Source organism: Aquiluna sp. (assembly GCF_965064355.1).
This window is the reverse complement of record NZ_CBCHRQ010000006.1, coordinates 1-26,581: the sequence shown is the minus strand read 5'-3', so window position 1 is coordinate 26,581 and position 26,581 is coordinate 1. Positions and strand designations below refer to the sequence as shown.

Below are 26,581 nucleotides of genomic sequence, written 5' to 3'. Positions count from 1 at the left end.
CTAGTCGTCCTTTTGTAGCTTGAACACGCGGTTCTGCAGCAGTGTCAACAGACCGATAAAGAAGAAGAGCAGCACTGCTAGAGCAGCGCCCGAACCCAGGTTGTTGCTCGAGAAGGCTCGCAGGTAAACCAAGAAGTCGATTGTGGTTGTCTCATAGCCAGGGCCTCCAGCGGTTATCACAAAGACGAAACCAAACAGCGAGGCGAAGGTGTAAAGAATGTTGATGATGAATACGAAGCCGAGTACTTTTCGAATGTTCGGCAACGTGATCGACCAGAGCCTGCGCCACCAGCCCGCGCCGTCGATGGCCGCAGCTTCGAAGACTGCGGGGTTGATAGAAGTTAGACCGGCGAGAAGCAAGAGCGACTGGTAGCCAAAGCCCGACCAGACCAGAGCCAGAATGATGATTAAAATGCTGTAATTCGAGTCGATGAAGAACTGCATCGGCTCATTGCCAAACAATCCTAGAAACTGGTTCACAGCTCCGTCGTAGCCAAACGCATTTCTAAAGATCAGACCGATTACGGCCACCGATAAAACGTTTGGAAGAAAGAAAATTACTCGAAAAAACTTCCATCCCTTGAACTGCTCAAAAAGCAGAATAGAACAGACCAGTGCGGAAAAGATAACCAGCGGAACTGAAATCAAGAACTTGAAGTTGTTTAGAAAGACCTGGTGAACAATAGGGTCGCTGAAGATTGCGATGTAGTTGTCGAGGCCGCGCCAGTCGTATGTCAGGCCGTTGGTTTTCGTGAACGAAATGTAAAACGCAAACATTACCGGGAACGCCATAAACCCAGCCACGATTACGAAGCTGGGAAGTACCGCTAGGGTTCCGACTAACTTTGATTGCCTCATAATCCACTTCTTTGTGAATAGTGAGTCTGAAGGCTGGGAGAGTAAATCTCCCAGCCTTCAGACTTTGGTTCTAACTTACTACTTGCCAGTCTCTTGCTCGTAGGAAGCCTTGAGCTGTGCCACTGCATCAGCGGGCGTTATAGCACCGCTGAAGACACCGGCATTGACCCTGTAGAACAAGTCAATTGTTGCCTGTGGCATAACACTGTCGAAGGCAAAAGTGATGCCATCGGTTGACTGTGCTAGCTGCTCGAACTGCTCCTTGAGTCTTGGGTTCTTGATAAACGAAGAGTCTCCGTCCTTGTGGTTTGAACCCTGAGTCTGGTAGATCTCAACGAAGCGGTCCTGGTGCTCTGGGCGTGCAATGAACTTCAGGAACTCTGCTGCGAGTGCCTTGTTCTTGCTTGCCGAGGTGATTGATAGTGCGATCTCAGGACCACCCGAACCAATCTTCGAGAACTTGGCACCTTCTAGCGTTGGAATGAAGAATGACGTTACTGGACCGTCTTCACCAAACGCTTCGGTCATGCCGTTGTTCTCCCAGCTACCAACGAGGTAGTAACCAGCTTCACCAGCAACGAAGCCCTGACCACCGGCAGTTACCTGCGCGGCATCTGGGTTGTTGACTCCACTCTTACCCCAGTCGGCGAATGCCTGGTAGGCCTTCAACATTGCTGGGTCGTCAACTGGAATCTTGCCGCTGTACATGTCAGTGAAGGCAGTCTGACCTAGCTCGCCACCAACCATGTTCGAGATGAACCATGCGCCAGGGTAGCCCTCCAAGTTTCCGGTGTAGAAACCGTTCTTGTCGGTCTTGTCAGAGATCTGCTTTGCGTTTGCAACCAGAGCTTCCCAAGTCGCAGGCTTAACGCTTGGGTCAATGCCAGCTTCCTTTAGAACATCGGCGTTCTGGAAAACAACAAATAGGTTTCCAGCACCGTAGGTCATACCAAGAAGTCTTCCGTCAGAAGAAAAGCCTTCACGGTTGACGTACTGTCCAGCCATCGAGTCGAGCATGTCCTTCGGCAGCAGAGGATCTAGGTCTTCGAAGAAGTCAGCGAACGAAGTGGTTGGTCCACCTGCGTACTGAACTCGAATGTCAGGACCGGTTCCTGCAATTGCTGCAGCTTGGAACGCGGCAGCGTTAGAGGAGATGTCGCCACCTTGCTGAACGATGGTTACTGTGACGCCGGGGTTCGCTTCCTCGAACTCGACACCCATTTGGTTAAGGAATGCTTTGTCGGCGTATGGATCATCCGACGCGTCTTTTCCTAGAATTCCTGTGTCCCAAATGAGCAGTTCACCAGTTAGTGCTGCCGCTTCATCTGTTGGTGCTACCGGGTCAACAGTTGCTGCCGGGGCACAAGCTACAAGGCTGCCGGTGGTCAGCGCCAATGCTGCCAACACTCCAGCCAATTTACTTATTTTCATTCGCTTTCCTTTCATGGAGGTTTTGAACCACACGTGAAAACAGGAGGCCACCACGTGCTTCGTGAGGAAGGCAATTAATTCCTAAATTTGCCCGTCACACTTTTTAAATTCTTGGACCACATTTTCATTACATCATACGAACGGACCTTAATTGGAGGGTATTTGACGAAAAAAAGTCAAGAAACGGTAACGATTCGTCTTTAAGGTATGACGAATTGTTGTATTCTCTCAGAATGGCCTTGATAAGTTATTCAACTCGAGTCCCAAATGGAAGGCACAAATGAGAATCGATTCGGTCGAGTTCTTCTATGCGGCTATGCCCGAAGTGACACTCGAGGCCGACGGTAGCCAGGATGCGCTTCTCGTCCGGGTGAGCGGCGAGGACGGCAGCGTTGGCTGGGGTGAGTGTGAGGCATCACCGCTCACATCGATAGCTGCATTTGTGACCCCAAGATCGCACGGGGTTTGCCAGCCGGTTTCAGCAAGCGTTATCGGTGAGCGGGTTAGCGATCCCAAGGACATCCTGAGGCTCAGCCAATTGGTTGCCAGAAACAGCATGGATCTTCTGCAGGCCGCACACACCTGGTCGGGAGTCGAAATTGCTCTCTGGGACCTTCTCGGTCGAAAGCTAGAACAGCCGGTTTGGAAACTGCTCGGCTACCAGAGGAATTTTGCAAAGGTGCCCTACGCCTCAATGCTCATGGGTGACACACCGCAGTCAACACTCGAGCGCGCTCGCGATGCAAGGGCAAAAGGATACAGAGCGGTTAAGTTCGGTTGGGGAAACTACGGGACTGCAGATGTACAAGACGATGCAGATCACGTTGCCGCAGCCCGCGAGGGCCTTGGCCCAGATGCAGACCTGCTTATTGACGCGGGGCAAATATGGGGTGACAATGTCGAACTCGCAATCGCGAGAATTCCGGCGTTGCAAAAAGCCGGCGCTACCTGGCTCGAAGAACCTTTCTTTGCCCACGCATTCAAGGCTTATGCAGAGCTAGCCAAGGTATCTGGCGGCGTCGGTCTTGCAGGTGGAGAAGGCGCGCACACCGAACACATGGCCATGAACCTTATCGACTTCGGTTCAGTGAAATTCATTCAGGTTGATTCGGCGCGCATTGGCGGCATCGGCCCATCCAAGATTGTTGCCGAGCACGCTGTTCGGAATGATGCAACTTACGTGAATCACACCTTCACCTCTCACCTTGCTCTGTCGGCTTCGATGCAGGCCTTCGTTGGTCTCGAGAATCACAGGATTTGCGAATACCCGGTCGAACCAAAGTCGGTTGCCTGGGATCTCTCGATTGAACACATCGAGGTTGATGCCAACGGAGAAATCACGGCGCCAGATGCTCCGGGCTTAGGAATTCAGATCGACGAGCAAGCACTTCTGCCTTACCTTCGAGAAGTCGAGATCAAGATCGATGGCCAGCTTGCTTATGAGAGCACTGCCCTCGACACAGCGACTAGGGTAGGACACTAGCGCCCAACAAACCCGAGGTGAAGATGGACAATACCTACGAACCCCTCAGTGGTTCTCGGTCGTCTATCCGGGGACTTCAAAAGACAATCATCGAGAGCATCGGCAGAACCATAGTCGGCGGCAAGATTTTGCCCGGTGAGTTTTTGCCTACCGAACCCGAGCTTGGTGCCAACTACAACGTCAGCCGCACCTCGGTTCGAGAGGCCATGCGCGTGCTCTCGGCCAAGGGCTTGATTGAGATTCGCCAGAAGATTGGCACCCGGGTTCAAGAGCCTGAGCACTGGAACATTTTCGATTCCGACATTCTTCGTTGGCATCACGAAGAGGGGCGCGGCGACGCAGTGATGCTCGATTTGATTGAGCTTCGTCAGATTCTTGAGCCGGCCGCTGCGAAGCTGGCCGCTAACAGAGCAAACATGGATCAGCACCGCAGTTTGAAGTTGGCTATTCAGACCATGCAAGACCAACTGGACAGCCCCGAAGACTTTGCGAGGGCAGATCTTGATTTTCACCTTGCGGTTTATGAAGCAAGCCAGAACTCATTCCTACTGCAGTTCGGTTCGGTTGTGAGTGACTTTCTTAGACGCGTATTCATTATTCAGCAGCAGGCCGTTCGCGGTCGAGAGGCATTGGAGCTCGACGTCCAGTTACACAACGAAGTTTATGAAGCGATAAATCGCGGCGATGGCCAGTTGGCTGCCGACACAATGCTGACGGTTGTTTTAGAGGGAAAAAGTTCGCTTATCGAGGCTCTAAAGTCCGGCGCTAATTCAAACGACCTAAGCCGCCGAGGTGAGTGATGGCAACATCGGTGACTCTTCTCGTCGGTGATTTGCAGTTAGAAATCATTCCGCAAGAAGGCGCGGTGTTGGCCAACTTCCGAATCAACAAGGTGAGCTTCTTGGCGCAAACTCCCTGGGCCGATTCAGTTCAACCTTTGCCAGTGCCTGCTGCTGATGAACGCAGTTGGGTTGAAAACTGGTGCGGTGGTTGGCAGCTATGCGCACCAAACACCGGTTCAGCCACTGAGCAATCTGCAGAACCTGCATTTCACGGGGCGGCTTCGCAAGCTGACTGGGCTATCACAGAAGTGAACAACGACAGCTTGACTTTGAACTGGCTCGACAGCCGAGGCGAAATCGAATTGTCTCGCAGATGGAGCGTTTCAGCTGGGGTTGTCACCGCGGAAACTACCGCCACAAATCACTCGGCAAATCGCAAGGCGGTTGGCTTCGCAGAGCACCTAATCTTGGGCTCAGACTTTTTGCAACCGCTAAAAAACGGTGCCGTCGCGAATCTTAGTTTTTGCCCATCGGCCACCATCATCGAACTTGACTATTCCGGCGCGCCTCTGAAATCCACAGGCAAGCCATCGCAGCCCGCATCGCAGTTCACCCAGCTAACCATGCAACAACAGGCAAAGGTGTTTGCGCTTGCGAACTCAAAAAACAAGAGCATTTCGGTAGAAGTTGCCGGCTGGGTGGCAAGGATTGACTGGGAGGGTCTAAGCCACGCACTGATTTGGCAGGAGTTTGCCACGTCAACCGAGTCACCTTGGAACAATCAGGTTTATGCGCTTGGTATAGAGCCGACCAATATTGCACACGGGCTGGGAGCAAACGATTCGGTGGGGCCGTTTATGGCTGCGGGCGAAACTATTTCTTGGAAAACTTCCCTGCAGTTTTTTAGAAAGGTGGATGATTCACTTGAACCAGCAGCTTAGAACTCTAGTCACAGGGGTCGCTAGCGGAATCGGACGCAGCGTTGCAGAATCACTTCGTAATCGTGGCGACTTGGTTTTCGGTGTTGACAATCAAGCTGGTGGAAACTGGATGCAGGCAGACTTATCGGTGGCTCAAGAACGCGAACGAGTGGTTAGAGCAGCGCTTGAGGAACTCGGTGCAATCGATGTGCTCGTGAATGTTGCTGGCATCTATCGCCCAACTCCGTTCGGTGATTCCTCATTGAAAGATTGGCAGTCGGTCTGGGCTGTGAATCTAGAGGGACCGATTGACCTTATGTCGCAGGTTTTTGACTCGATGAAGTCGCAAGGTTTTGGCCGCGTTGTTAACATCACCAGCGTGCACGCCAGGTTCTCAAGACAAGATGCTCTCGCCTATGACGTTGGTAAGGCTGGGCTCGAAGCGGCAACGCGATCTTTTGCTTTGGCCGGCGCAGAGTTCGGCATCTTGACAAATGCGGTTGCGCCGGGTTTCGTGCGAACCCAGATGAGCCTTCTTGAAAACGGCATCGACGAGGCAGACACCGAAGCGTTTCGTAAACAATATGTCGAATCCGGAAGGCTTCCACTTGGACGAGCATCGACGCCCGAGGAGATTGCCGAATCGGTGTTGTGGCTGAGCGGTCGCACAAATACCTACATCACCGGCCAGACCATCACCATTGATGGCGGACTCACGGCAACCTTCTAGCCATGGCCAATCCGCAGACTCTTAGATCCCTTGAGGGTTTGGGTTTTGCCGAGTCGCTGCGTTGGCGAGGTGAAGAGCTTTGGTTCAGCGACATGTTCAGGGGACAGGTCATCGCCTGGAATCCGAATCTTGGTGCCACGGTGAAACTTACCCAGTCGCAGGGCGGGCCAGAGATGCCGGGCGGTCTTGGCTGGACGCCCGATGGGGATCTACTGGTTGTTGATTGCCTCAAGCGACAGGTCTTGAAGTTAGCTACCAAGGGTGAGCTCTCGGTGTTTGCCGACCTCTCGGGCTTTACCGAACACCCGCTTAACGATATGCACGTCGACACCGATGGAACCGCCTGGGTTGGCGGTTATGGCTTTGACCCCGAGACAGACGAGCCGGTTGCTTCGGCGCTGTATCGGGTTTCGCCAACTGGCGAGGTAAACCCAACCGCTGCCAGTTTTGTGTTTCCAAACGGGTGCGAACGACAAAGCGGCTTGCTGGCTGTTGCTGAAACTTTTGCAGACCGAATCAGCTTTATAGATGTCGATGGCCGGTTGGCCAAAACTTTCGCCTGCGAAACCGGTGCGGGGCCAGACGGTTTATCTATTGATGCCAACGGCAATCTTTTTGTTGCGATGGCCTTTAGAGCAGAGATCCGTAAATTTAGTTCGACTGGTGATTCTCAGTTGCTGGTAAAACTGCCGACAGAAGAAAATCACGCCGGCGGGCAAAAGGGAATCTTTGACTGTGCGGTTCGCTCAAGCGATTCGACCATAGCTTTCAGCAGTGCGTGTCTGGACGAAGACTACGCAATGGTGAACAACACCGGTTCGATCACTCTCGCTAGTCTTCGCTAGCTGCTGAATCTACCGAGAATGCTTCGTCAAAAGAGCGCTCTGGGCTTTTCCACATCAGGCTCTTGATAAAGCCAACAGCTTCGGCTGCGCCGTGAAGTCGATCCATTCCGGCGTCTTCCCACTCAACTGAGATCGGGCCGTTGTATCCAACTGTTCGAAGTGCTCTAAAGCTCGACTCCCAATCAACATCACCGCGACCGGTAGAAACGAATGACCATCCTCGCCTCGGGTCTGCCCAGTTCAAGTGTGAACCCATGCGGCCTCTGCGACCGTCGTTTCTGAACACCCGAGTGTCTTTGCAGTCAACGTGATAGATGCGGTCTGCAAAGTCGAGAATGAAGTTGACCGGGTCGATATCTTGCCAAATCATGTGGCTTGGATCCCAGTTCAGGCCGAATGCTTTTCTGTTGTCGATGGCATCCAGTGCGATGCGCGTGGTGTGGTAGTCGTAAGCAATCTCAGACGGGTGCACCTCTAGCGCGAAACGCACACCTTCCGAGTCGAAGACATCCATGATTGGGTTCCAACGCTTTGCAAAGTCTTCGTAGCCCTGGTCGATTGCCGACTGCGGTACCGGTGGAAACATAGCCACATACTGCCAAATCGATGAGCCGGTGAAACCAACCACGGTGTCGACTCCGAGCTTGCGGGCGGCGATCGCGGTGAGCTTCATTTCTTCGGCAGCACGCTGGCGCACACCCTCTTGGTCGCCGTCGCCCCAGACTGCCGGCCGCACAATACCGCGGTGGCGAAAGTCGATCGGGTTGTCACAAACAGCTTGACCGGTGAGGTGGTTTGAGATTGCCCAGGTCTGCAGTGAGTGTCGCTTTAGAACTTCTTGGCGCTGCTTTAGGTAGCTTGGGTCCTCGGCAACTCGCCACACGTCTAGGTGCTCGGCGCTGCAGGCAATCTCGAGCCCGTCATAACCCCATTTTGAGGCCAAGCCGGCAACCTCATCTAGGGTCAGGTCGGCCCACTGTCCGGTGAAAAGCGTTATCGGTTGGTTCACTGCAAGCCTCCAGCATCAACGGTGATTTAGAAAAACCTTAGCAAAACCCCAGGGCCTAGCCTGAGTGTCCGAGCCAGAGAGCGCCCTAGTTGAACTTCTCCGGGTCGAAAACTTTTCCGGGGTTCAGAATGTTGTTCGGGTCGAACACTTTCTTGATCTGCCATTGCAACTCGGTCTGGCTCTGACCCAACTCGTCAATCAGCCACTGTCGCTTCAGTAGCCCAACTCCGTGCTCGCCGGTTAGAGTTCCGCCCAATGAAATTGCCTTGCGAAAAATAGCATCGGCAGCTTCCCAGATGTGTTCCGGAACCTCTTCATCGTTGTAGACGAAATTGGGGTGAAGGTTGCCATCGCCGGCGTGGGCGACGGTCGGAATCTCAATGCCATACTGCGTCTCGATGTCGCGCACTGCTTGCAGCATTTCACCCAGTTTTGAAATTGGCACCGCGACATCTTCGATTAAGACTTTTCCTCTGGCTTCAAGTGCTGGCAACATGGCGCGCCTAAAACTAAGCAGTTCGTCGCCGCGTTCTTCGACCTGCACCTCAAGACCGAGGTCGCGCCAAACCTGCGCAATCTTCTCTGCCAAATGTGCTGCACCGGCACCATCGGTCTGCGCAATCAGCATGTTAAAGCTCTTCTCGAGCAGAACTCCCTCGAGATGCTCAGTTATGTAACGAGAGCAAGTCTCATCGATTAGCTCAAACACGCTCGGCTGAAGCCCGTATCTAATTGTTTCTTGAATCGCCCTTGCCGCAAGAGTTATGTCTGCCGCTTTTGCGCTCAGGGTTGTTACCGGATGCCCATCGACGGGCTTGAGTGAAACCTTGGCTTCGGTTATCACACCGAGGGTTCCTTCGCTACCAACTAGCAGACCAACCAGGTCGAAGCCGGTTACACCCTTAACTGTTTCGTGTCCAAGAGTCATAACCTCGCCATCGGCCATCACCACCGTGAGCTGCCTAACCGCTTCGCGCGTCACGCCATACTTTGCGCACAGCAGACCGCCGGCGTTGGTAGCGATGTTGCCGCCCACGGTAGACCAGATTCGGCTGGCCGGGTCAGGCGCAAACCAGAGCCCGAGCTTCTGCGCCGCCAGGTTCAGGTCTTGGTTGATTACACCGGCTTGCACCTGAGCCCAGCGGTTCTCGGTTGAGATCTCGATAATCTTGTTCATTTTCGCCAGCGACAGCACAATCTCACCCGCGCTGCCGATCGCTCCACCAGCCAGACCGCTCCCCGCACCCCTGGTCACAACCGGAGTTAGCGTCTGGTTGGCAATCTTCATAACGGCCACGACATCATCCGTGCTTGTGGCTTCGACAACGCAAATTGGGTCAAAGTCGCTGGTTTTCCCTGAGCGATCGGTTCTTGCTTCGGCAAGGTTCTTTTGGTCGGTGAGCACGGCATCGCCAAGGGCATCGATGAGTTGGCGCAGAACCACACCGGGTTCTTCGGGTCTACTGTTCACAGAGAATCCTTTGCGAAGTTATGCCAAGAATAATCGCTCGTCACCATGCTGCCAACCACGACATTGCGCGCTTTCGGCGTCAGCGTTAGGCTTTTTGCCCAGGCCATCAAACACCGATGCTGCGCGTCAGAGGGATAAACGATGAAACTAATGCGAGTTGGGCAACCAGGCAAAGAACGCCCGGCAGTTGCCATTGATGAGCACAACTACATCGACATCTCAGACCTAGTCGCTGACTTCGACGCTGAATTTTTTCAGAATGAAAAGTGGCTCGACATTCAGGCTGAGGTTGCAAATCGAATTGCGGCCAAAAACTTTCTAGAGGTCGCCGGCAACAGGGTCGGTGCGCCATTTGTTCGACCTCATCAAATCATCTGCATCGGATTGAACTACGCAGACCACGCAAAAGAGTCGGGCGCAGAGGTTCCTCCTGAGCCAATCATTTTCACAAAAGCGCCGAACACGCTCATCGGCCCAGACGATGATGTGATTATTCCGAAGGGGTCACTGAAGTGTGACTGGGAAGTCGAACTGGGAATTGTAATTGGCAAACAAGCGAAGTATTTGGCTAGCCCCGCCGCGGCGGAGTCGCACATCGCCGGATATGTTTTGGTCAACGATGTTAGCGAACGCGAATTTCAACTAGAACGTCAAGGACAGTGGTCCAAGGGAAAGAGTTGTGAAACTTTTAACCCAGCCGGGCCTTGGTTGGTAACTCGCGACGAGTTGAGTGACGTTTCAGATTTGAAGATGACACTAACCGTCAGCGGTCAGCTCAGACAGAACAGCTCGACAGCGCAAATGGTTTTCAAGCCAGATTTTCTCGTTTACTACCTGAGCCAATTTATGGTTCTAGAACCTGGTGACCTAATCAACACCGGAACTCCTCCTGGTGTTGGTCTTGGTCTCAAGCCACCGGTGTTCTTGCACGATGGTGATCTCATGGAGCTTGAGATTGAGGGTCTTGGTCGCCAAACTCAGCGCGCAGTTTCCTACCGCTCAAACTAGAGCCACCGGCTCAGTTACCGCCAAATGACTGCTGCTTGAACCAGCTGAAGGCCGCGATGCTCCACCCCTGAAGCAGCTGCGGGGGTTGGCAAATTCGATTCGAGGTGCCTAATTGGCCATCTCGCACGTCAATGATGAAGCGGCTGACCCCGCACTTTTCGCTGTCGTCTGAGCGAAACAGCTCGGGGTAAGCGCCCACGCCCTCGATTGCTCGGATCGATCGGTTTGCCACCAATCGAGCTTCGGCGTTAGCACCATGTCTGATTAGGCCCCTCGTTATCAGGGCGGCATCCATGGGCCAACTGCTGCCCGTGTGATAGCCACCCGGACGATATCTCGGGTTCGACCTACCCAGCGTGCGAATGCCGTATGGGCCGAGAATCTCTTCGTCGGTGACCGACTCAACAAGTTGCTTCACAAAACTCGCGTGTTCTTGTTTGGCAAGAATTTCAGAATCGAGCAGTCGCCATTGGTTGCTCGCAATGGCATCGAGCAGCGTGTGTTTTTGTTCAATCACTCCGAGCCCCAGGGCGAATCGGTCTGAAAGCCACCAGGAGTCAACCAAGCGCGAACGAACTTGCTGGGCCTTTGCAATTAAGTCGTTGGGGGTGTGGGCCCAGCTGTGAGTCGACATCTTTGACAAACGTGAAGCGGCCAGCAGAGCATCAAAAGTTTGACTAACTGTTTCAACCGAGACGGTTCCCGATTCAGCTGCAACTTTTCCATCGCTGGTTAGATAAGAGTCCCCCGAGTCTTTCCAGACCTGATTCAAGATTCCCCTCGAACTAGCGCGAGTGCTACGAACATAACCGTCACCCGATTGCAGCCGATTTAGCACCCAAGTCGCCGCAAACTCGGCCCGCTGAGCAAGTGATTGGTCGGCAATTTGTCTCTCGAGAATCGAAGGATCACGTTGCGCTACCTCGTCAAGCGCGATAATCCAGAGCAGGGTTGCATCTACCGATCCGTAGTAGGGAAACTTCCAACCACTCTCAGCAGCAATTCTTGCTGCCTGCGGATCCCCAGCCTCCCTGACTTCGTGGGGTATGCGACCGGGCTCCTCTTCGCTCACCGGGTCAGCTGTCTTGCCCTGATAGGCCGCAAGCGCACAAACGGTGTTGAGCTGCAGCTGCGCATTTTGCTGCCTCAAGAGCGAAGCGATGATGAGCGAGTCTCTGCCGAACAGACAGCGAAACAGGCCCTGGTCAGGGACATCGGCGTGATGCTCGAAAGTACCCGAGGCAAAAGGCACAATCCAGCCGGCGACCTCTCCGCTCGATAGCGCCAGTGCGGCCTCAATGGTTGGGCGGGAGCTCGGGTCGTATATGCGGTCATCAGTGTTTAGAATTTCTTCAGCCGCGAGAATCTCATCGCCAGCGAGCAGGTCGGCCTTAGGAATCATGCCCATGCCGCCTAACATCTTGTGCCTTGAAGTTCAAATTACTGCATAAGGTATGACTAATGAAAATTCTGCCGAAAACTTAGGAGTCAATGTCGATGCAGAAGGTGCATTCTGGGCAGTTTGAAGTCGCCAAAGTTGACGGCAAAGAATTGGGTGTGATTGCCCAGTCCTTCAGCCAGACCGGCTGGGCCAGCTGCACCGTAAGGTTGCTGAGAACCTTCAGTTGGGATGCCAAAGAGCGCGCGTTCGAAATCGTCGAATTCAAGCTCGAAGAAAAACACGAACTTATAGCTGTTTGCGGGCCCTACGCCACCGCCGACGCTGCAGCCTTCAACGTCGATGCAGAAATGGATGTTGGTTTTCCAGAGCGCGAGGACTATGACGGCGTGCTGTATCTGGTGCACGGACAGCCGGCAACCGCGAATGATAAATATCAAGACGCGGCCGGATGGATTGTTTTGGCGGGTAAAGGGCTCAACGGCGAAGACCGCTTCGTTGCGCTCGCCTTAGAGAAGAGCAATACCCAACTAGTGCACTTCAGTCTTGAAAATCAGCAGCTGAATATTTTGCTGATCTTGCCAAAACAGATTTACCCGATTGCAGCGTGCAGTGAGCTGATCGATTTGCCCCAGATTCAAATCAAGACTGGCCTCGGTGATATCGAGGTAGCTCACGCCGAACTTCGGTCCATGATTTTGCAAGCAATTCCAGCTCGGGCGAGAGATTATTCTGCGCCGCTAATTGTTGACACCTGGGGCTTCGGCACAAACGTCAATCAAGCATTAGTAGCTTCGGTTGCAAAAACCGCTAAGGAACTCGAACTTGAGGTTCTCACCATCGATAAGGGCTGGGAGAATATTGTGGGTGAGTGGCAACCAGGCCCGCACTTTGAAGACGGCATGCCTGGTCTTGCAGATATTACTTCGCGCAGCGGCACGCGGCTTGGGCTATGGGCCTCTCTCGGCAATACCGACCCGGCTTCGAGCGTTGCCCTGGCACATCCTGACTGGCTAGCAACCTGGCGGGGTAAGACGCAAGTTGTTTCACACCGAACCAGTTCGCTGTGCATGGGTCACGGCCCGGTAATCGATTACCTATCGGGGCAACTCGCTAATCTCGCGAACAACGGGCTCACCTGGTTGCTGCATGATTTTGAAACCATAAGTCGGTGCGACAGTGCGATACACGATCACCCACAGGGGCTCGGCGAAGACTGGGCAGTGCGTGGCTGGTATCGCCTGCTGTCTGAGTTTCGCTCCAGGTTTGAGAATGTTTGGCTAGAAAACTGTTGGAACGGCGGTCGACCACTAGATCTGCAAATGGTTGGGCACCACGACACAACAATCGGCGACGACTTTTGCGACGTGCGACACAACGCGGTTGCCAAAGTCGGCCTCGGCAAATACCTGCCAGCGCATTGGTGCTCGAGCTACATGTCTGACCAAAACTCGCTCACGCTGAAATCGCAACTCGCAATCTATGCCGTTGGCGGCCCTTGGATCCTGATGGGGGACATTCCAAACTGGTCTGCCGAAAAGCTTGCACTAGCCAAGCGGGTCATGAATGTTTATAGAGCCTGGCGACCATTGTTTCCAACTGGTTCGGTTCGCTGGGCTAGCCTTAGCGGCTGGCAGGCAGATTCGAGATGGAGAGCAGACCAAGAGGTCTTGCCAATTTCGTTTCTTCACGAATCGGGTAAAGAGTTGATGGCGTGCGTTGTCACCAACGCTCTTGAGCAGCGTGAGATTCGTTGGCATCCCGCATATAAAGGCGCCATGGTAATCACCAACGAGTTCACCGGTGAACGTCGCGACTATGACGAGAGCGAAATCGCAGCAGGAATTGCGATTTCCACCGATGTTGCCGAGGGTCACTTGTTTGCAGCCGTCCCAAAATCGACAGTTGAGGGCTGACTAACGGTCGGCTAGACTCAAAGCCACTAGACAACGCAAATCTTTATTTTTCCACCACGCGTTTGTAGCTCAACGGATAGAGCATCTGACTACGGATCAGAAGGTTGGGGGTTCGAGTCCCTCCAAGCGCACTAAACCCGAGAAGCCTTCACAACTTCTCGGGTTTTTCATTTTGTTGGCTGATTTCTCAAGGGTTTGAGGATTCGGAATTTCAGCAGATGAATCAGAATCTATGGCTCAACACCGAGCAGCGTGAAAAACACCATATTCATAGTGTGTGTTAGTTCTGTTTTGCCTGCTTCTTGATCGTACGAGTGATTTAAGTCAATGTAAAAATCGCCAAGGGGGGTGCCATCACTTTGGTAGGTGCCAAACATCTGCCACACTACGCTTCCAGACTCAATTCCTGGATCCATACCTAGAGATAAGACCTCAACGCATGTTTGCTGGGCCTGATCTTCATTTCCTGAAAGCAGAATTAGAGGAATATCTCCATCTGCTTGGCCATCCCTAAACTGATAGCTCCTAATACGTAGCCCAGTTGATCAGAATTCGAAAGGTTTGAAACGAATGTTTATTTATAGCTTTATTGTCGAGCGGTTAGTTCGCAAAACATTTCTTGCCGTGCAAAATCATGATTACGAATATGTGTTAGGTGGCCTGTCCTCTAAGAACCTCACCCATCGTTTTGCTGGTCCTAATTCACTGGGTGGTATTAGACATGACAAAGAGGCAATGCATCGGTGGTTTATGAGGGTGGGAACAGTTTTTCCGAATCTTGAATTCAACGTAACAAATGTCCTAGTCCACGGTGGGCCATGGAACACAACAGTATTTGCCCGCTGGGAAGCGACATGCACTCTTGAAAACGGAGAGCCCTACATAAATCCAGGTATCCACGTAATCAAATTGCGGTGGGGTAAAGCCTATGACTTTGATGTTTATGAAGATACTTTTGCTGTTACGGTCGGACTTGAAAAACAAGCAAAGTCAGGTATTACCGAAGCAAGTGCTGCCCAAATTGTGAGTTAGTCACTTCTTCTCTTCAGCGGGGAGCTTTAGAAGTGGGCGAAGCCAAACCAAAGCTGAGTTGAGAGACCCCACCGGGTTCACCTTCGTAAATAGATACAGTCCATAAAGTGCGAGCGCAACCCATGGCGCGAAGAGCGCTGTGGTCAAAGCGATAACTCCAAAGACGGTCAGTATCACACTGTAGGCCGAAGCCATTTTGTTTAATTCCTCACCGGTAAATGGCGAGTCACTTGTCACCGTGAGAGGTCGTTTTTTCATCGCAAGCAAGAAGATCAGTTGCAGCGGTCCTTCAATGAAGATAAGAATGCCAAAGTAAAAAACGGCCCATGACATGTTGGGGGTATTTATGTTTTCGCCCAGCAGTGCAGCTCCTGCTGGGACCAGCGCCGCAACCATGAATCCAAGTCCATGGTGCCAAACCATTAGTGCATGGGGTTTCCCAGCGAATTGTGAGTAGACGTGGTACTGATACCAAACCGCGTAGAGCACAAAGAAGCCCATTAGGAAGGAGAAGAAAATTGGCCATTCGTGCAACAGGGCACTATTCAAATCAGGCTCTTCCGAGATCTTCATGACAGCGCCGACCAGGTCTAGACCTAATAGCGTTAGGGCGATGGCATAAATCCCGTCACCCAGAGCGTCAATTCGAGAATGATCAATGTCGGGAAATTTCTTGGCCATACATCTCCTAATTTTGTGAGAAACACTAGCAGCGCGTTGTGCGATTGTTCTCCCAGCATCAGGAGTTTGCAGATTGTTCAAGTAATCGATTAATGGATTTGGCTTAGAAATCAGTGCCGCTGCTCCTGCGACCCGCCTGCATGTCACTTTGGTCCATGTGCTGCCAAAAACAACCATCAGAAGATTTGGGGCTTGAGTCCCTCCGAGCACACTAAACCCGAGAAGCCTTCACAACTTCTCGGGTTTTTTACTTTAAGTTGACCCATAGGGCTAGCTCGGTCGGGGGTTTCCACACATTCCTAATTGCATTTCCCCGCAGAAAAGGGAATTCTTTTGTTCGTAAAGCGAGAGGTTGTGTGGTGATGTTGCCAGAGACCAAGCTACGACTTTTTGTTGTCGAAGACCAACCCCTTTTCAAGGAGCTTTTGACAAGCTTTTTGAAGAATGTCCCTGACTTCGAGCTTGTCGGCAGTGCGTCAAGCGTTGAGCAAACAAAGCTAGCCGTGGACGATTTAAGGCCAGACGTTTTGATACTGGACATCGATTTACCAGACGGAAACGGCGTTGGACTGGCCGCCAGCCTCAGAAGGAAAGACCCAAATCTTGGGGTGCTTTTGCTATCTGACAAGGATCTTTTGGAATTGGTCCGCACCTTGCCCAGAGAAGTGCAACGCGGCATCAGCTACCTGGCAAAGTCTTCGGCAATCGATTTAGATCTTTTGACTTCGACAATCAGATCCACGGCAAAGGGCTACTCGGTCATAGATCCTCGCCTAACTCAGCGATTCGAGGCGAGACCTGGAACCGGGGTTGCCTCGCTCAACCCTCGTCAATTTGAGGTCTTAAGGCTCTTGGCCGCTGCAAAGTCCACTGAAGCCATCGCTAGTGAATTGGGGCTCGCGCCTAATTCTGTTGTAAACATCCTTACTTCTATATACGCCGCTCTCAATATCCCGGACGACGCAAATGCTCGCGTCTATTCGGCGCTTCAGTTTCTATCGGACACCGCAGATGCACCCATTTAGTCGCCTAGAGCTGTTGCTGAAGGAGCGGACCTTTGCCGAGCGTGCTTTCTCAGTCTCGACCTACCTCACGGTTGCGATTCCCGGTGGTTTCCTAGCGCTAGTTGCAGATCCAGCACGAGGGTCAGGCGCGTTCTTTAATTGGCTGGGCGTAGTGACAATCGCCTCGCTAGTAGCGGGAATCTTCTTCGTCCTGTTCGGGCGCCTAATCTTTTCAAAGTTGCAAGGTTGGGCAAGGGTTTCCGTGGGGCTTATCGGTTTCGCGCTGACAGGATCAATCAGGGGTGGACTACTAGGCGTTTTCGGTTTTCAATCAGGAGCGATAGACCAAATCAATTGGCAATTCCGACTCGGCGGCGGAGCGATAGTAGCCCTGGTCATGTTGCCACTGGCCGCCACCTTGATTAATGATTACAGCAATTTCAGAACCCGCCTCAGGGAGCTGGCAGCAAATCAACAGCACCTGGCTGAACTCACGACCAATGCCAAAACTGAGTTGCAAGCTAAGCGTTCACTTGTGCTTAGTGAGGTGAACGCACGACTTGGGGAAGTCATATCCGAAATTTCTCGCGAGATCGGTAAGGGTCGTTCTGCGGCTGCCTACAAAAAATTGGCCAGTAAGTTGCTCAATGCAGTGGAGACGGTAGTTCGACCGCTGAGTAAGGAACTTCTTGCTGAATCTTGGGAGTCGAAAACCGTAGGCGCCGAGCTCAGGCCATCGCGTCTCAACGTCAAGACCTGGTTTGTCTCGGTGACTTTGACACAGCCGTTTCGTCCGTTACCGGTAGCTCTGATTTGGAGCGCCATCGGAGCCTCCACAATCTCAGCGCTCCAACCCGGCTGGCCGGGTGTGCTTGCCTATCCACTGTTTGTCGGCAGTACTTGGGCGTTCCTGGCACTAGGTGAGCGTTACCTCGCTCCTCGTCTCAAATCACTAGCGCTAGGTTCTCGTGTAGCGGTAATCATGGCCTGGTATCTGATCGTGGCCATAATTCCAGCAGTCCTTAGCTGGCTACCACTGGCGAATCTTGAGCGACCAGGTTTTGAGGCGTTGGCACTGACGCTTTTAGTTCTAGACCCTGTTGCGACAATCCTGATCTGCGTAACCCTTGCGATGTTGGCAGGCCTAAAGAGTGAGCGCTTGAGAGTGCTCAACGAGAATCTTCTGGTCAACAAGCAATTGAGTTGGGAATTGGCTGCACTTAGCACACAGTTACGTGCCGTGCGCAAGGAGATTTCCAGAAGCATTCATTCAGACGTGCAGGCAGTTTTCATTGCGTGCGCAGTAAAGCTTCAGGCGGCAATTGATGCGGGGAAAGTGACGCCTGACTTGTTGCGAGAACTGGTCAGCAATTTGAATTCAATCGGAGAGCTAAACCCGGGAGAGAAGCCAACACCGAGCTTGGCGAGTGCTCTGGAGGAGTTCCAAACTTTTTGGGGGGACAGTGTCAGTTTCCAATTCAATTTGGAGGCTGAGGCCCAACGTGTAGTCGGTCTGAATCAGGTAGTTAGAGCAACTCTTATCGAGTTGTGTTCCGAAGCCGTGCTTAACGCTGTTAAGCACGGCAATGCGTCTCGTATCGAAATCTCACTAACGCTTGAGGGCGATGTCGTGCACCTGGTCGTAAAAAACAACGGCAAAGCCCTCGCCAAAAATTTGATCAAGGGTGGCGGCATGAGACTGGCGCGAGAAGTGTCGGTTGAATATGGCCTGATCAACCATTCCTCGGGTGTCCAATTCTCCTCAACCCTCCCGGTCTCAAAGCCCTAAATGTAAGGCAGGGGATTTACCCCAGAGCGGTGTGCTTTCACACTGGTGAGATTGAGCCATTGCGGTCGGCGTGAAATAGTCGACCTATGGGTTTGCACGGGCGAAATCTAGGTGAGACAGACGTATATCTCGTATTGAAGAATCTCGCGTGCCCGCAGCTTGCTAGGAGGCAGAGCCGGTGATGAATTCTCTAAATACCGTCCTTAAAACTGCTAGTGCCGTGACCATAAACAAGCTGCTTGCGGCTGTATCTGCCGCTTTTCTTGTAGTCATGGCACTCGTGCCACTTCCTGCCGTCAGTTCCCAAACCTGCGAAGCTCAAGTGGGAGCTATGGTTCTTTGCGACGACTCTGGGCAGATTAAAGCGAAGGCCCCCATCTCAAGTGCGGGAGTCATTGCCCAAACCATCACCATGGCCATAGACCCTACAAAGACTGCTCTGAATTCTGTAAATCAAATCGTCGCACCAAGTGGATGGACGGTTTTCTACTCTTCAAATGCGGGCAGCACCTGGAGCTCTAGCTCCCCCACCACATCAGCCGCCTGGGCAGCGGTAAATGCGATCAAGGCTCAAGGAACAGTTCAATCAGAGGGTGCCACCACCCAGGGTAAGCAAATTGCCACCGGTGCTGCCACTGCCGTCGCACCACCAAGCGGATCTTTCTCTGGAGTTGCAGGAAACGGAGACGGCTGGGATGTGATCTTCGATGACAACAATCACGTCTTTAACGTTTTCCATCATGATGGCCCGCAGCTTGCGGTCGACTGTCACACTCGAACGGGCGGTAGTTGCGGAACGGGCTGGCCTTTCTCGGTCGCGGGGTTTCACACTAATAGCCAGTCCACGGGATGGGTTGATGTAGTAAACGATCACTTCTGGTTCAACACCAATACCTCTGCAGCAAGCGGCTTTGTTTGTATTGACATTTCAAATTTCACCACTGGCCCTAGATGGTGTGGCGGGTCCACCTCGACCGCTTTTGTCCCGGCTTACAACGTGGGATATCCGTCCTACGATGCGACCTTGGGGTTCGCTGTTTCTGGAACCAAGCTCTTCACCATCAAGACCGGAACCGACAAGCTTTTGTGCGTAGATACCGCGCTTAACAATGGTGCGGGTGGAGTATGCGGAACCGGTTCCCTAGATGTACTGCCTGCCGTGACCACCAAGACAGCGTCTTGGGGAGAGGCCAACGTGCTGGAGCACGATGGCCGTGTTTTTGGAGTGATTGGAGAATACGTTTTCTGTGTTGATGCAGCGACATTCACCAACTGTGCCGGGTGGCCAAAAGTCCACAGCAGCTCGGTGCGCTTCTCGCACCTATTCAAATTGCCAAACTCGAGCGGGGAAATAGTTGCGATCTGTGCCATGATACGCGACATCTCAGGAGCGGCATCAAAATTCTGCTATTCATCAGATGGAACGTCCTATACCGCCTCCAGTGCTGTTAACCCTATTGCCGTTAGCTCTGTGTATGGGAAAAACCCAGAGACCTACCAAACTCGTATTTACTACGGTGATGGCAACTACGGAGCAGGTCGAATTTATTGCATTGACATCGCAACCAACACCTGGTGCCCAAACTGGGGTGCGTCTGGGCTTGGGGACCCAAACTACTCACTGACAATAGACCCATACAATCCGAACTGTGTCTGGACGAATGACGACTCGGATCGAATTCAAGCATGGGATGCGGTTACGGCGACAATTGGTTGTACGTCATTGCCTTCTGATGTGACTTTCGACGCTTCAGTCATCGTGCCCAGGCTCGGTTGCAACACCACAAATTCAGTAGCGGCTTGGACAAAGTTCAGCCTTACAGGACCGAGCTCCAGCAAGTACGCCTCAGCGACCCTAACTGTGATGACCGAAACCGGTCAGTCAATTCCGAACTGGTCAAACATCCCAATCACACAAGTCAACGGGCTACGCGAGATTGACTTGAGCTCCCTGACGCCAGCAGCCTCGGGGCAGCGACCCAAATTCATTGTGAAGTTTGTCAGCAGGACCGGCACATCGCCAGGAGATGACGCCAAAGCCACTGTTACGGCTGTTGGAGATTCTCCTGAGCTTTGCATTACCCCTCAAATGCTTTACCCATGTCCAATCACCCTTGGACCACTTACCGAACTACCCTCGGTCACCGCGGTCGTGGGAGCCGGTGGTTCGGCGACATTGACGGGCAACGCGTCCGAGGTATTTTCATCGGCAACGACCAGTATGTCGGTTACCACTCCGAGTCTCTCCACTTGTGCTTCGACGCTTTCCGGAACTGCGGTTGGCGGAGGATCCGGGCTACCCGTGCCGGGAGCAGCAGTCTCGCTGCTTGATAGTTCGGGTAATCCGGTCACTCAAAATGGCACTCCAGTTACCACGACCACTGCAGCAAATGGTACGTACTCCTTCGGAACGTTGGCCCTGGGAACCTATCGAGTGAAGTTTGCGGATATCGATGCCGATACCACCGCGATGAATTCGGCTGTGACATCTGGAGGCTCGGGCACCACCACAGCACAGAGCAACGCCGTGGTATCTAGCACCTCGAGGTTGGTTGCGAGCACCAATGGCGTTGTGAATGCGACCTATTCGCTTCCGCCGCAACCCATTTCAAGAACCATGGCCACCGGCGTTGGCCAAACGGTCTCATTCGACGTGTTTGCCGCATTCTCTGGGGCTGCGCTGCTCTCTGGCCAAACAAGTTCGGTGTCAGCCTCTACCGGTGGCAATTTCACCAGCACAAAGGGCAATACCAGATTGTGTAGCAACGTTGAGACAGCCCCTAGCTGTTCCGCAACCGCAATCACAATCGCCAATGAAGGTACATATCGAGTCAACACCAGTAGTGGTGTGATTACCTTTGATCCGCTTCCATCGTTCCTTGGCGCATCAACGCCAGTAAGGTACGTAATCTCTGACTCCGCCGCCAAAAAAGCGGCGGGAACTCTGAGTGCAAGAGTGCTGCCTGCACCTCAGGCTCAGCCCGATACTGCCACAGGACCCTGGAACACTCCAGTGAGCAGGTCGGCTATCGCAAATGACGGCGAGGGGATCAGCGGTTCCACGCTGAGATTGTGCTCTTCCGGGCAGGTGCCAAACAACTGCAACGCGACAACTCTGACGATTGCCAACCAGGGGACCTACTCCGTCTCCAGTGGAGTCATTACTTTCATACCGCTATCTTCCTTCTCGGGTGTGGCAACACCAGCCACCTACCAGGTGCAAGATGCCATTGGGCAGTATGCCTCAAGCACCTACACGCCTACGATTTCCTCGCCTCCACCACCAACTGCTTCTGCGCAAACCAAGACTCTGGCAGCGGGTTCAGGACAGACTGCCGCATTCACTTCGCTGGATAGATCAAATGGCCTGGCAAGGCCTGCCCAAGGCGGCCCAACCCTGTCCCCATCGGCAACCTGTTTTGTGAATGCCGGAAGCTGCAGCGCAAACGCGTTTGTAACTCCGAACGGAACCTTTACTCTCAACGGGTCGACGGGGGTTGTCACCTTCACTCCGAGCGGCACAACCTTCTCGGCCGTAAGTCAATCGGTTACATATCGAGTGACGGATCAATTTGGCCAGGTCGTTGAATCTACGTTGACAGTTTTGTTGCCAGTGCCACCTATTGCTGTCAATGACAGCTCAGCTGGATATCAAGACCAGAACCAAGTTCTCAATCCTTTGGCCAATGATCAAACATTCAATGGATTTACCAAATCACCAGCAACGCTCTACCTGTGTGGCCTGGCTCCAAGTGCGGAGTCCCCGCCATCTTGCACAAAAACTGCCATGACCATCTCGGGCCAAGGTGTCTATAGCGTCAACCAGACCACGGGTGCAGTGACCTTTGACCCAGAGCCAACCTTCATTGGCTCGGTCACTCCAGTCACCTATCAGTTTGCTGACTCGGCTGGTTCGATAGCTTCTGCATCCATCGCAATAGCGGTTAGCCCTGTTCCGGCGCCGGTTGTGCCCGGTCCGGTCTGTAGCGCTCCTCTGAATTGCGGGTCACCGGCAACATCCTCGGAAAGTATCGTGGTGAACCCAACAACCAGCCCGACGCCCATCGCAACTTCGGACTCCAAGACTGGAAAAATGGGCACCAGCGTCATGATCAACCCGCTCGCGAATGATCAAAAAGCCGGCGCTGATTTCGCACCGGCAACCCTTCGTTTGTGCAGCGAATCTTCCTGTGACCTCATGAACCTTGAGACCGAGCACGGCTCTTGGACCGTCCTTCCAAATGGGATGGTGGAATTCATGCCAAAGGCAGAATTTTACGGGCTAACATCAATCAGCTATTCAGTTCTTGATCTTTCTGGAAACTTTGTGAATGCAGTCATTTCGATTGTCATCGAAGGCCCAACAGGTGAGCTTGCAGATACCGGTGACACCAGGTCAGCGATGACACTTGCACTGGGTCTAGTGCTGCTTCTGGCCGGAGGAACACTGTTTAAGGTTGGGCGACGACGCGCTAGTTGAGAGGCTGCGCGAAACGTCAGTCGTTGCTAGATTCCTTCAGTTCTGGTGGAGGGGATTTAGAAAACGCTGCCAATTCCCCCCACCAAGCCCAACGCTTGGTTGAGTTCCATCTTGGCTCGCAAGTCGTCAGTGTTATTAGCTGTGGCACGGATGCTGCCAAGCCCTCAGGACTAGGAGCAAGCACCCACACCTCGTTGGTTTGAATCTTTTGGTTCTTGATGAGCGTGTAGGTGAAGTACCCAGCGGAGGTTTGGACGATAACCTCATCACCAGCGGCGAGCTTTTCAAATCGCGCAAATGGCTCTCCGTTGGTCGCACGATGACCAGCGATTGCAAAGTTCCCCACTTCGCCGGGTCCAGCCGAACTCTCGTAGTGCCCTATACCAATGGCCAAATCCCGCTCCGAGGTGCCCGAGATTAACGGAGTGCCCCAAACATCAGCTTTCAGCCTCGGTATGTAAACCAAGCCGATTGCTGAAAAAGTTGCCCCAGACTCTGCTTCAACGGGCACCGTGGCTGTCGCTGTCTCGCCACCCGATGGGTCCGCAAAAGATGCTGCAATCTCATCGCCCACTCGCTGGGCATCTTGATCAGCGCGAACATTGGACCAAATCGATTGATCGAAAGCCGAGCCAGCAACAACAACTCCTGCCAGCAGCAGCACCGCTCCTAGAGAGATCTGAGCTTTTTTAAGCATGCCAACAGCCTATATTCTTACCTGAACCGATCTGCTCGGTGTCAGCTCAAGTGTTTGGATGCAGGAACTAGATGAAAGCAAACCGCTGCGTCACGCTATGCACCTGGATGTTTCTGTAGCTAAAGCGCACGCCCAGAGCCGGGTAGATGCCGCGGTGAAGGCAGGCGGAGTTATTGTCGAAAGTTCTCAAGCGCCTTCGTATTGGGTTCTCGCAGATCGTTCTGGCAACAAGGTATGCGTCGTAGCTTGGCCTGACGGCGCAAAAAGCTAGCTTTCCAGAACCGCCATTGCGGCATTGTGGCCGCCGATGCCGCTAACCGCGCCACCGCGCACAGCGGTTGAACCACAGAAGTAAACACCGTCGTATCCGGAGTCGACGCCCCATCGTTTCGCTGGAGTATCGAGCACAGCGTCATCTTCGACAAAGGGCCAGCTCAAAGGTGCGTGGAAGATGTTGCCACCCGGAAGCCCAAGAGCATCTTCTAGATCCTGTGTGGTCTTTGTTTCGATGCATGGTTTTCCGTTTGCATCTACAAACAGCAGGTCTCGAACATCCTCGGCAAGAACCGAGTTGATGGATTCAATCGCCGCGTCTTCGAGCGCTTGGCGCATCTGGTTGTGATCACGACCGGCCAACAGTGAATGTGGAGTGTGCAGGGCAAAGACCGTCAGGGTTTGAGCTCCAGAGGCTCTGAGTTCAGGACCGAGGATGCTTGGGTCGGTGATTGAATGACAATAGATTTCGCAGGGTAGCGGGTTAGGTATTTCACCTTCGGAAGCCTGGTTGTAAGCAGTCTGCAGCTGCTCGAAAGTCTCATTGATGTGCAGTGTTCCTCCGAAGGCTGCAATCGGGTCGGTGCCTGCTTTGAGTTTTGGCAACCGCCTAAGCAGCATGTTCACCTTCACCTGAGCACCCTCGATGTTGTGCTTGTTGCCGTGACCAAGAAGGGCATCGAGGGTTGGCTTCGCGACGTTGGCAAGAATCACATTTGCAGTGATCGACTTCTCATTACCTTTTTCGATAAACCTGATCGTGTGTGGTTCACCCGCATTGATTGCGAGCACTTGGCAGTCTGGCTTGAGTTCTGCCCCAAGCGCTAAAGCTCGCTTGGCCATGGAGGTTGTCACCGAACCCATTCCTCCCACCGGGATGTTCCAATCGCCAGTCTCATTGCCAATCACGTGATACAAAAAGCACTTATTGGCCTGCAGGGATTCGTCCTGGTTGGAGGCGAAAGTTCCGATCACCGCATCAGTCATCACAACACCACGAACTAAGTCTGATTTAAAGGTCTTCTCGATGGTTTCGCCGATTGGACGCTCAAAGAAGTCCCTCCAAAGCTCTGGGCCAAGTAGGTCTGCGACCTCTTGCTCGGTGCGCAGTGGTTCCAGCACGGTTCCAAAAAGCTTTTGTGCGATGAGTTCGGTCTTGGCATAGAACTGGTTCCAAGTTTCAAAATCCGCTGCAGCGCCAACTGCCTCAAAAGATGCTTTGGTAGCGGCTGAATCTAACTTGTCAATCAGAAGGCCAGACTTGCCATCAAGTGTCGGGGTAAAAGATCCATAGCGCCGCGGCGCTAGTTCGACCTCGAGTCCAAGGTCTTCAATAATCTGCTTCGGCAGCAAACTGACTAGGTAGGAGTAGCTAGAGAGTCTGGCTTCAACACCTTCGAATGTTTTGGTTGAAACAGCCGCGCCACCAACCACATCATGTTGCTCCAGAACAACTACAGACTTGCCCGCCTTGGCGAGGTAAGCAGCAGCAACTAGGCCGTTGTGTCCGCCACCGACAATCGCAACATTGTAGTTTGCCTGGGTCATGGAGTCAGTTTATTGCTGGACGATAGGGAATCCTCTAGCGATGCTGGATGCTCTCCTAGACTTTCCACTAGTGCATGCCCGCCAGTTTTGTTGGAAGCAAGGAGTCTGAATGAGTGACCAGGGTTGGAAAGAGTTTCTTGCAGCTGACGATTTAGGAGACTGGGTCGTGCTGCATGGTGGACCTACCGCCGTCTTTCAGACCAAAACCCTTGCCGACGCAGCAAATTTGGCTCAAGCCATCGCACAGCTGCCAGGACTTGATGGCACACCTGCACACATGTCGATTGTCACCAAGAGTCTGACCATACGCCTGACCCGTGAAGTCTGGAACACTGAGGTAGAGCACATCGCTCTAGCGCGTGAAATCTCCAAGATTGCAAAGTCACTCGGTGCCGTGGCAGATCCAAGCAAGGTTCAAGAAGTGCAGTTTGCTATTGCAGCCAAACCAGATGCCATCGATGTCGGCTTTTGGCGAGCGGTTCTCGGGTACCAGCCAATGCTCGATGACGCCGGAATTGATCCAATTGGACTCAGCTCCAATGTTTGGATGCAAGACCTCGATGTCAACAAGCCTCTTCGCCATGCGATGCACATCGACGTCTCGGTTTCCAAAGAGCACGCCCAGAGTCGAGTGGACGCAGCGGTCAAAGCCGGTGGCACAATCGTTGAAAGCTCAGAAGCGCCATCCTGGTGGGTTCTCGCAGATCGCTCTGGAAACAAGGTTTGCGTCGTCGCGTGGCCTGATGGAGCAAAGGCCTCTAAGGGTTAATTCAACAAAAACTCAGGAATCTTTCGGGTTGGTATGAGAGTTTTACCTTTAGCAACACCTTGATCCGCTTGCGCGGCCTATGAGAGAAGCAAATATGAAAAAGCGCCGTTGGCCTTGGATCGTTGGAATTACCGCAGTTGTAGCAGCCGTGCTTGGCGGATTTGTCTTTAGCGGTCTGAACCAAGTCACCCAGTACGAGACCTATGAGGTCAAGCCGACCGAGGTCGTAAAGACCGTCTCTGCAAACGGACAGCTTGCTGAGTCGCAGCTTTTGGCATATGGACCCAGTGAAGAACCGGTTCTTGTTTCCGCCAATGGCTCTTCGGCATTGCCGGCGCAATTTGGGCTGAGCCTCGAGATTGAAGAGATTCAAGTAACGGCCGGCGATGCGGTCAAGGCCGATGATGTCTTGTTCTCCTACCTAAACCAAATGGGCCAAAGCGTTGAGGTTGTTGC

General features: G+C 53.0%; 22 protein-coding genes and 1 tRNA gene. 15 read left to right on the top strand and 8 right to left on the bottom strand.

Annotated features, from left to right (window positions below; translation table 11 throughout):
• Together AC128V_RS01350 and AC128V_RS01345 are read right to left on the bottom strand one after the other, a co-directional pair.
• The gene (locus AC128V_RS01350) at positions 1-858 is read right to left on the bottom strand and encodes a carbohydrate ABC transporter permease (protein ID WP_482762882.1); all 858 of its coding nucleotides are present in this window, start codon (positions 856-858) and stop codon (positions 1-3) included.
• Between the two features lie 78 nt (positions 859-936).
• A complete protein-coding gene (locus AC128V_RS01345) occupies positions 937-2,289 on the bottom strand; it encodes an ABC transporter substrate-binding protein (protein WP_482762881.1) in 1,353 nt (450 codons plus the stop codon).
• A 280-nt stretch (positions 2,290-2,569) separates the two neighbouring features.
• On the opposite strand from AC128V_RS01345, the gene AC128V_RS01340 reads away from it, so the two are divergent.
• From AC128V_RS01340 to AC128V_RS01320, 5 genes are read left to right on the top strand one after another with little or no spacing between them, the layout of a single operon-like run.
• Positions 2,570-3,772, top strand: a complete 1,203-nt coding sequence (locus tag AC128V_RS01340; RefSeq protein ID WP_482762880.1) for a mandelate racemase/muconate lactonizing enzyme family protein — start codon at positions 2,570-2,572, stop codon at positions 3,770-3,772.
• A gap of 23 nt (positions 3,773-3,795) precedes the next feature.
• The gene (locus tag AC128V_RS01335) at positions 3,796-4,572 is read left to right on the top strand and encodes a FadR/GntR family transcriptional regulator (RefSeq protein ID WP_482762889.1); all 777 of its coding nucleotides are present in this window, start codon (positions 3,796-3,798) and stop codon (positions 4,570-4,572) included.
• Positions 4,572-5,495, top strand: coding sequence for an aldose epimerase family protein (locus AC128V_RS01330; RefSeq protein WP_482762879.1), 924 nt, complete (start codon positions 4,572-4,574; stop codon positions 5,493-5,495). The genes AC128V_RS01335 and AC128V_RS01330 overlap by 1 nt, the downstream gene beginning before the upstream one ends.
• Positions 5,470-6,204, top strand: coding sequence for an SDR family NAD(P)-dependent oxidoreductase (locus tag AC128V_RS01325; RefSeq protein ID WP_482762878.1), 735 nt, complete (start codon positions 5,470-5,472; stop codon positions 6,202-6,204). The genes AC128V_RS01330 and AC128V_RS01325 overlap by 26 nt, the downstream gene beginning before the upstream one ends.
• Before the next feature lie 2 nt (positions 6,205-6,206).
• Positions 6,207-7,049 carry an SMP-30/gluconolactonase/LRE family protein gene (locus AC128V_RS01320; RefSeq protein ID WP_482762877.1) on the top strand — a complete coding sequence of 281 codons (843 nt, stop codon included), beginning with the start codon at positions 6,207-6,209 and terminating at the stop codon, positions 7,047-7,049.
• Here AC128V_RS01320 and AC128V_RS01315 read toward each other — a convergent pair.
• Complete coding sequence (locus tag AC128V_RS01315; RefSeq protein WP_482762876.1) at positions 7,036-8,058, bottom strand: sugar phosphate isomerase/epimerase family protein; 1,023 nt, start codon at positions 8,056-8,058, stop codon at positions 7,036-7,038. The genes AC128V_RS01320 and AC128V_RS01315 overlap by 14 nt on opposite strands.
• 85 nt (positions 8,059-8,143) lie before the next feature.
• A complete protein-coding gene (locus AC128V_RS01310) occupies positions 8,144-9,529 on the bottom strand; it encodes an FAD-binding oxidoreductase (RefSeq protein WP_482762875.1) in 1,386 nt (461 codons plus the stop codon).
• A 141-nt stretch (positions 9,530-9,670) separates the two neighbouring features.
• On the opposite strand from AC128V_RS01310, the gene AC128V_RS01305 reads away from it, so the two are divergent.
• Entirely contained in the window at positions 9,671-10,537 is an 867-nt protein-coding gene (locus tag AC128V_RS01305) for a fumarylacetoacetate hydrolase family protein (protein ID WP_482762874.1), read from the top strand.
• A 10-nt stretch (positions 10,538-10,547) separates the two neighbouring features.
• On the opposite strand, the gene AC128V_RS01300 is transcribed toward AC128V_RS01305, so the two are convergent.
• Complete coding sequence (locus AC128V_RS01300; protein WP_482762873.1) at positions 10,548-11,945, bottom strand: amylo-alpha-1,6-glucosidase; 1,398 nt, start codon at positions 11,943-11,945, stop codon at positions 10,548-10,550.
• Positions 11,946-12,028: 83 nt separating this feature from the next.
• Here AC128V_RS01300 and AC128V_RS01295 point away from each other — a divergent pair, with 83 nt between their 5' ends.
• The 3 genes from AC128V_RS01295 (at position 12,029) to AC128V_RS01285 (ending at position 14,884) form a co-directional block, all read left to right on the top strand.
• Positions 12,029-13,852, top strand: coding sequence for an alpha-galactosidase (locus tag AC128V_RS01295; protein ID WP_482762872.1), 1,824 nt, complete (start codon positions 12,029-12,031; stop codon positions 13,850-13,852).
• Positions 13,853-13,910: 58 nt separating this feature from the next.
• Positions 13,911-13,983 (top strand) — tRNA-Arg (locus AC128V_RS01290).
• Positions 13,984-14,422: 439 nt separating this feature from the next.
• Positions 14,423-14,884 (top strand): nuclear transport factor 2 family protein, encoded by a 462-nt coding sequence (locus AC128V_RS01285; RefSeq protein WP_482762871.1) that lies wholly within the window; start codon positions 14,423-14,425, stop codon positions 14,882-14,884.
• Here the strand turns inward: AC128V_RS01285 and AC128V_RS01280 are convergent, their stop codons facing one another.
• The gene (locus tag AC128V_RS01280) at positions 14,885-15,565 is read right to left on the bottom strand and encodes a TMEM175 family protein (protein WP_482762870.1); all 681 of its coding nucleotides are present in this window, start codon (positions 15,563-15,565) and stop codon (positions 14,885-14,887) included.
• 362 nt (positions 15,566-15,927) lie between these two features.
• Here AC128V_RS01280 and AC128V_RS01275 point away from each other — a divergent pair, with 362 nt between their 5' ends.
• The 3 genes from AC128V_RS01275 to AC128V_RS01265 all read left to right on the top strand — a co-directional run bounded on the left by AC128V_RS01275 (position 15,928) and on the right by AC128V_RS01265 (position 22,838).
• Positions 15,928-16,590, top strand: coding sequence for a response regulator (locus AC128V_RS01275; protein ID WP_482762888.1), 663 nt, complete (start codon positions 15,928-15,930; stop codon positions 16,588-16,590).
• Positions 16,577-18,358, top strand: coding sequence for a sensor histidine kinase (locus tag AC128V_RS01270; RefSeq protein WP_482762869.1), 1,782 nt, complete (start codon positions 16,577-16,579; stop codon positions 18,356-18,358). The genes AC128V_RS01275 and AC128V_RS01270 overlap by 14 nt, the downstream gene beginning before the upstream one ends.
• 220 nt (positions 18,359-18,578) lie before the next feature.
• On the top strand, positions 18,579-22,838 hold the full coding sequence (locus AC128V_RS01265; protein ID WP_482762868.1) for an Ig-like domain-containing protein: 4,260 nt from the start codon (positions 18,579-18,581) through the stop codon (positions 22,836-22,838).
• Between the two features lie 16 nt (positions 22,839-22,854).
• Here the strand turns inward: AC128V_RS01265 and AC128V_RS01260 are convergent, their stop codons facing one another.
• Positions 22,855-23,535 (bottom strand): class E sortase, encoded by a 681-nt coding sequence (locus tag AC128V_RS01260; RefSeq protein WP_482762867.1) that lies wholly within the window; start codon positions 23,533-23,535, stop codon positions 22,855-22,857.
• Positions 23,536-23,593: 58 nt separating this feature from the next.
• On the opposite strand from AC128V_RS01260, the gene AC128V_RS01255 reads away from it, so the two are divergent.
• Positions 23,594-23,806: a VOC family protein gene (locus tag AC128V_RS01255; RefSeq protein WP_482762866.1), complete on the top strand. Its 213-nt coding sequence runs from the start codon at positions 23,594-23,596 to the stop codon at positions 23,804-23,806.
• Here the strand turns inward: AC128V_RS01255 and AC128V_RS01250 are convergent.
• Positions 23,803-25,356: a phytoene desaturase family protein gene (locus AC128V_RS01250; protein WP_482762865.1), complete on the bottom strand. Its 1,554-nt coding sequence runs from the start codon at positions 25,354-25,356 to the stop codon at positions 23,803-23,805. The genes AC128V_RS01255 and AC128V_RS01250 overlap by 4 nt on opposite strands.
• A 109-nt stretch (positions 25,357-25,465) precedes the next feature.
• Between AC128V_RS01250 and AC128V_RS01245 the strand changes: the two genes are divergently transcribed.
• Together AC128V_RS01245 and AC128V_RS01240 are read left to right on the top strand one after the other, a co-directional pair.
• Positions 25,466-26,125 (top strand): VOC family protein, encoded by a 660-nt coding sequence (locus tag AC128V_RS01245; protein ID WP_482762864.1) that lies wholly within the window; start codon positions 25,466-25,468, stop codon positions 26,123-26,125.
• 94 nt (positions 26,126-26,219) lie between these two features.
• On the top strand, positions 26,220-26,581 hold a 362-nt coding region (locus AC128V_RS01240; protein ID WP_482762863.1), incomplete at its 3' end, for a hypothetical protein.

Bases quoted from the DNA above. Each gene is read 5' to 3' on its own strand.
- AC128V_RS01350 (WP_482762882.1), bottom strand. From the start codon at position 858: ATGAGGCAATCAAAGTTAGTCGGAACCCTAGCGGTACTTCCCAGCTTC.
- AC128V_RS01345 (WP_482762881.1), bottom strand. From the start codon at position 2,289: ATGAAAATAAGTAAATTGGCTGGAGTGTTGGCAGCATTGGCGCTGACC.
- AC128V_RS01340 (WP_482762880.1), top strand. From the start codon at position 2,570: ATGAGAATCGATTCGGTCGAGTTCTTCTATGCGGCTATGCCCGAAGTG.
- AC128V_RS01335 (WP_482762889.1), top strand. From the start codon at position 3,796: ATGGACAATACCTACGAACCCCTCAGTGGTTCTCGGTCGTCTATCCGG.
- AC128V_RS01330 (WP_482762879.1), top strand. From the start codon at position 4,572: ATGGCAACATCGGTGACTCTTCTCGTCGGTGATTTGCAGTTAGAAATC.
- AC128V_RS01325 (WP_482762878.1), top strand. From the start codon at position 5,470: ATGATTCACTTGAACCAGCAGCTTAGAACTCTAGTCACAGGGGTCGCT.
- AC128V_RS01320 (WP_482762877.1), top strand. From the start codon at position 6,207: ATGGCCAATCCGCAGACTCTTAGATCCCTTGAGGGTTTGGGTTTTGCC.
- AC128V_RS01305 (WP_482762874.1), top strand. From the start codon at position 9,671: ATGAAACTAATGCGAGTTGGGCAACCAGGCAAAGAACGCCCGGCAGTT.
- AC128V_RS01300 (WP_482762873.1), bottom strand. From the start codon at position 11,945: ATGGGCATGATTCCTAAGGCCGACCTGCTCGCTGGCGATGAGATTCTC.
- AC128V_RS01295 (WP_482762872.1), top strand. From the start codon at position 12,029: ATGTCGATGCAGAAGGTGCATTCTGGGCAGTTTGAAGTCGCCAAAGTT.
- AC128V_RS01285 (WP_482762871.1), top strand. From the start codon at position 14,423: ATGTTTATTTATAGCTTTATTGTCGAGCGGTTAGTTCGCAAAACATTT.
- AC128V_RS01280 (WP_482762870.1), bottom strand. From the start codon at position 15,565: ATGGCCAAGAAATTTCCCGACATTGATCATTCTCGAATTGACGCTCTG.
- AC128V_RS01275 (WP_482762888.1), top strand. From the start codon at position 15,928: ATGTTGCCAGAGACCAAGCTACGACTTTTTGTTGTCGAAGACCAACCC.
- AC128V_RS01270 (WP_482762869.1), top strand. From the start codon at position 16,577: ATGCACCCATTTAGTCGCCTAGAGCTGTTGCTGAAGGAGCGGACCTTT.
- AC128V_RS01260 (WP_482762867.1), bottom strand. From the start codon at position 23,535: ATGCTTAAAAAAGCTCAGATCTCTCTAGGAGCGGTGCTGCTGCTGGCA.
- AC128V_RS01255 (WP_482762866.1), top strand. From the start codon at position 23,594: ATGCAGGAACTAGATGAAAGCAAACCGCTGCGTCACGCTATGCACCTG.
- AC128V_RS01250 (WP_482762865.1), bottom strand. From the start codon at position 25,356: ATGACCCAGGCAAACTACAATGTTGCGATTGTCGGTGGCGGACACAAC.
- AC128V_RS01245 (WP_482762864.1), top strand. From the start codon at position 25,466: ATGAGTGACCAGGGTTGGAAAGAGTTTCTTGCAGCTGACGATTTAGGA.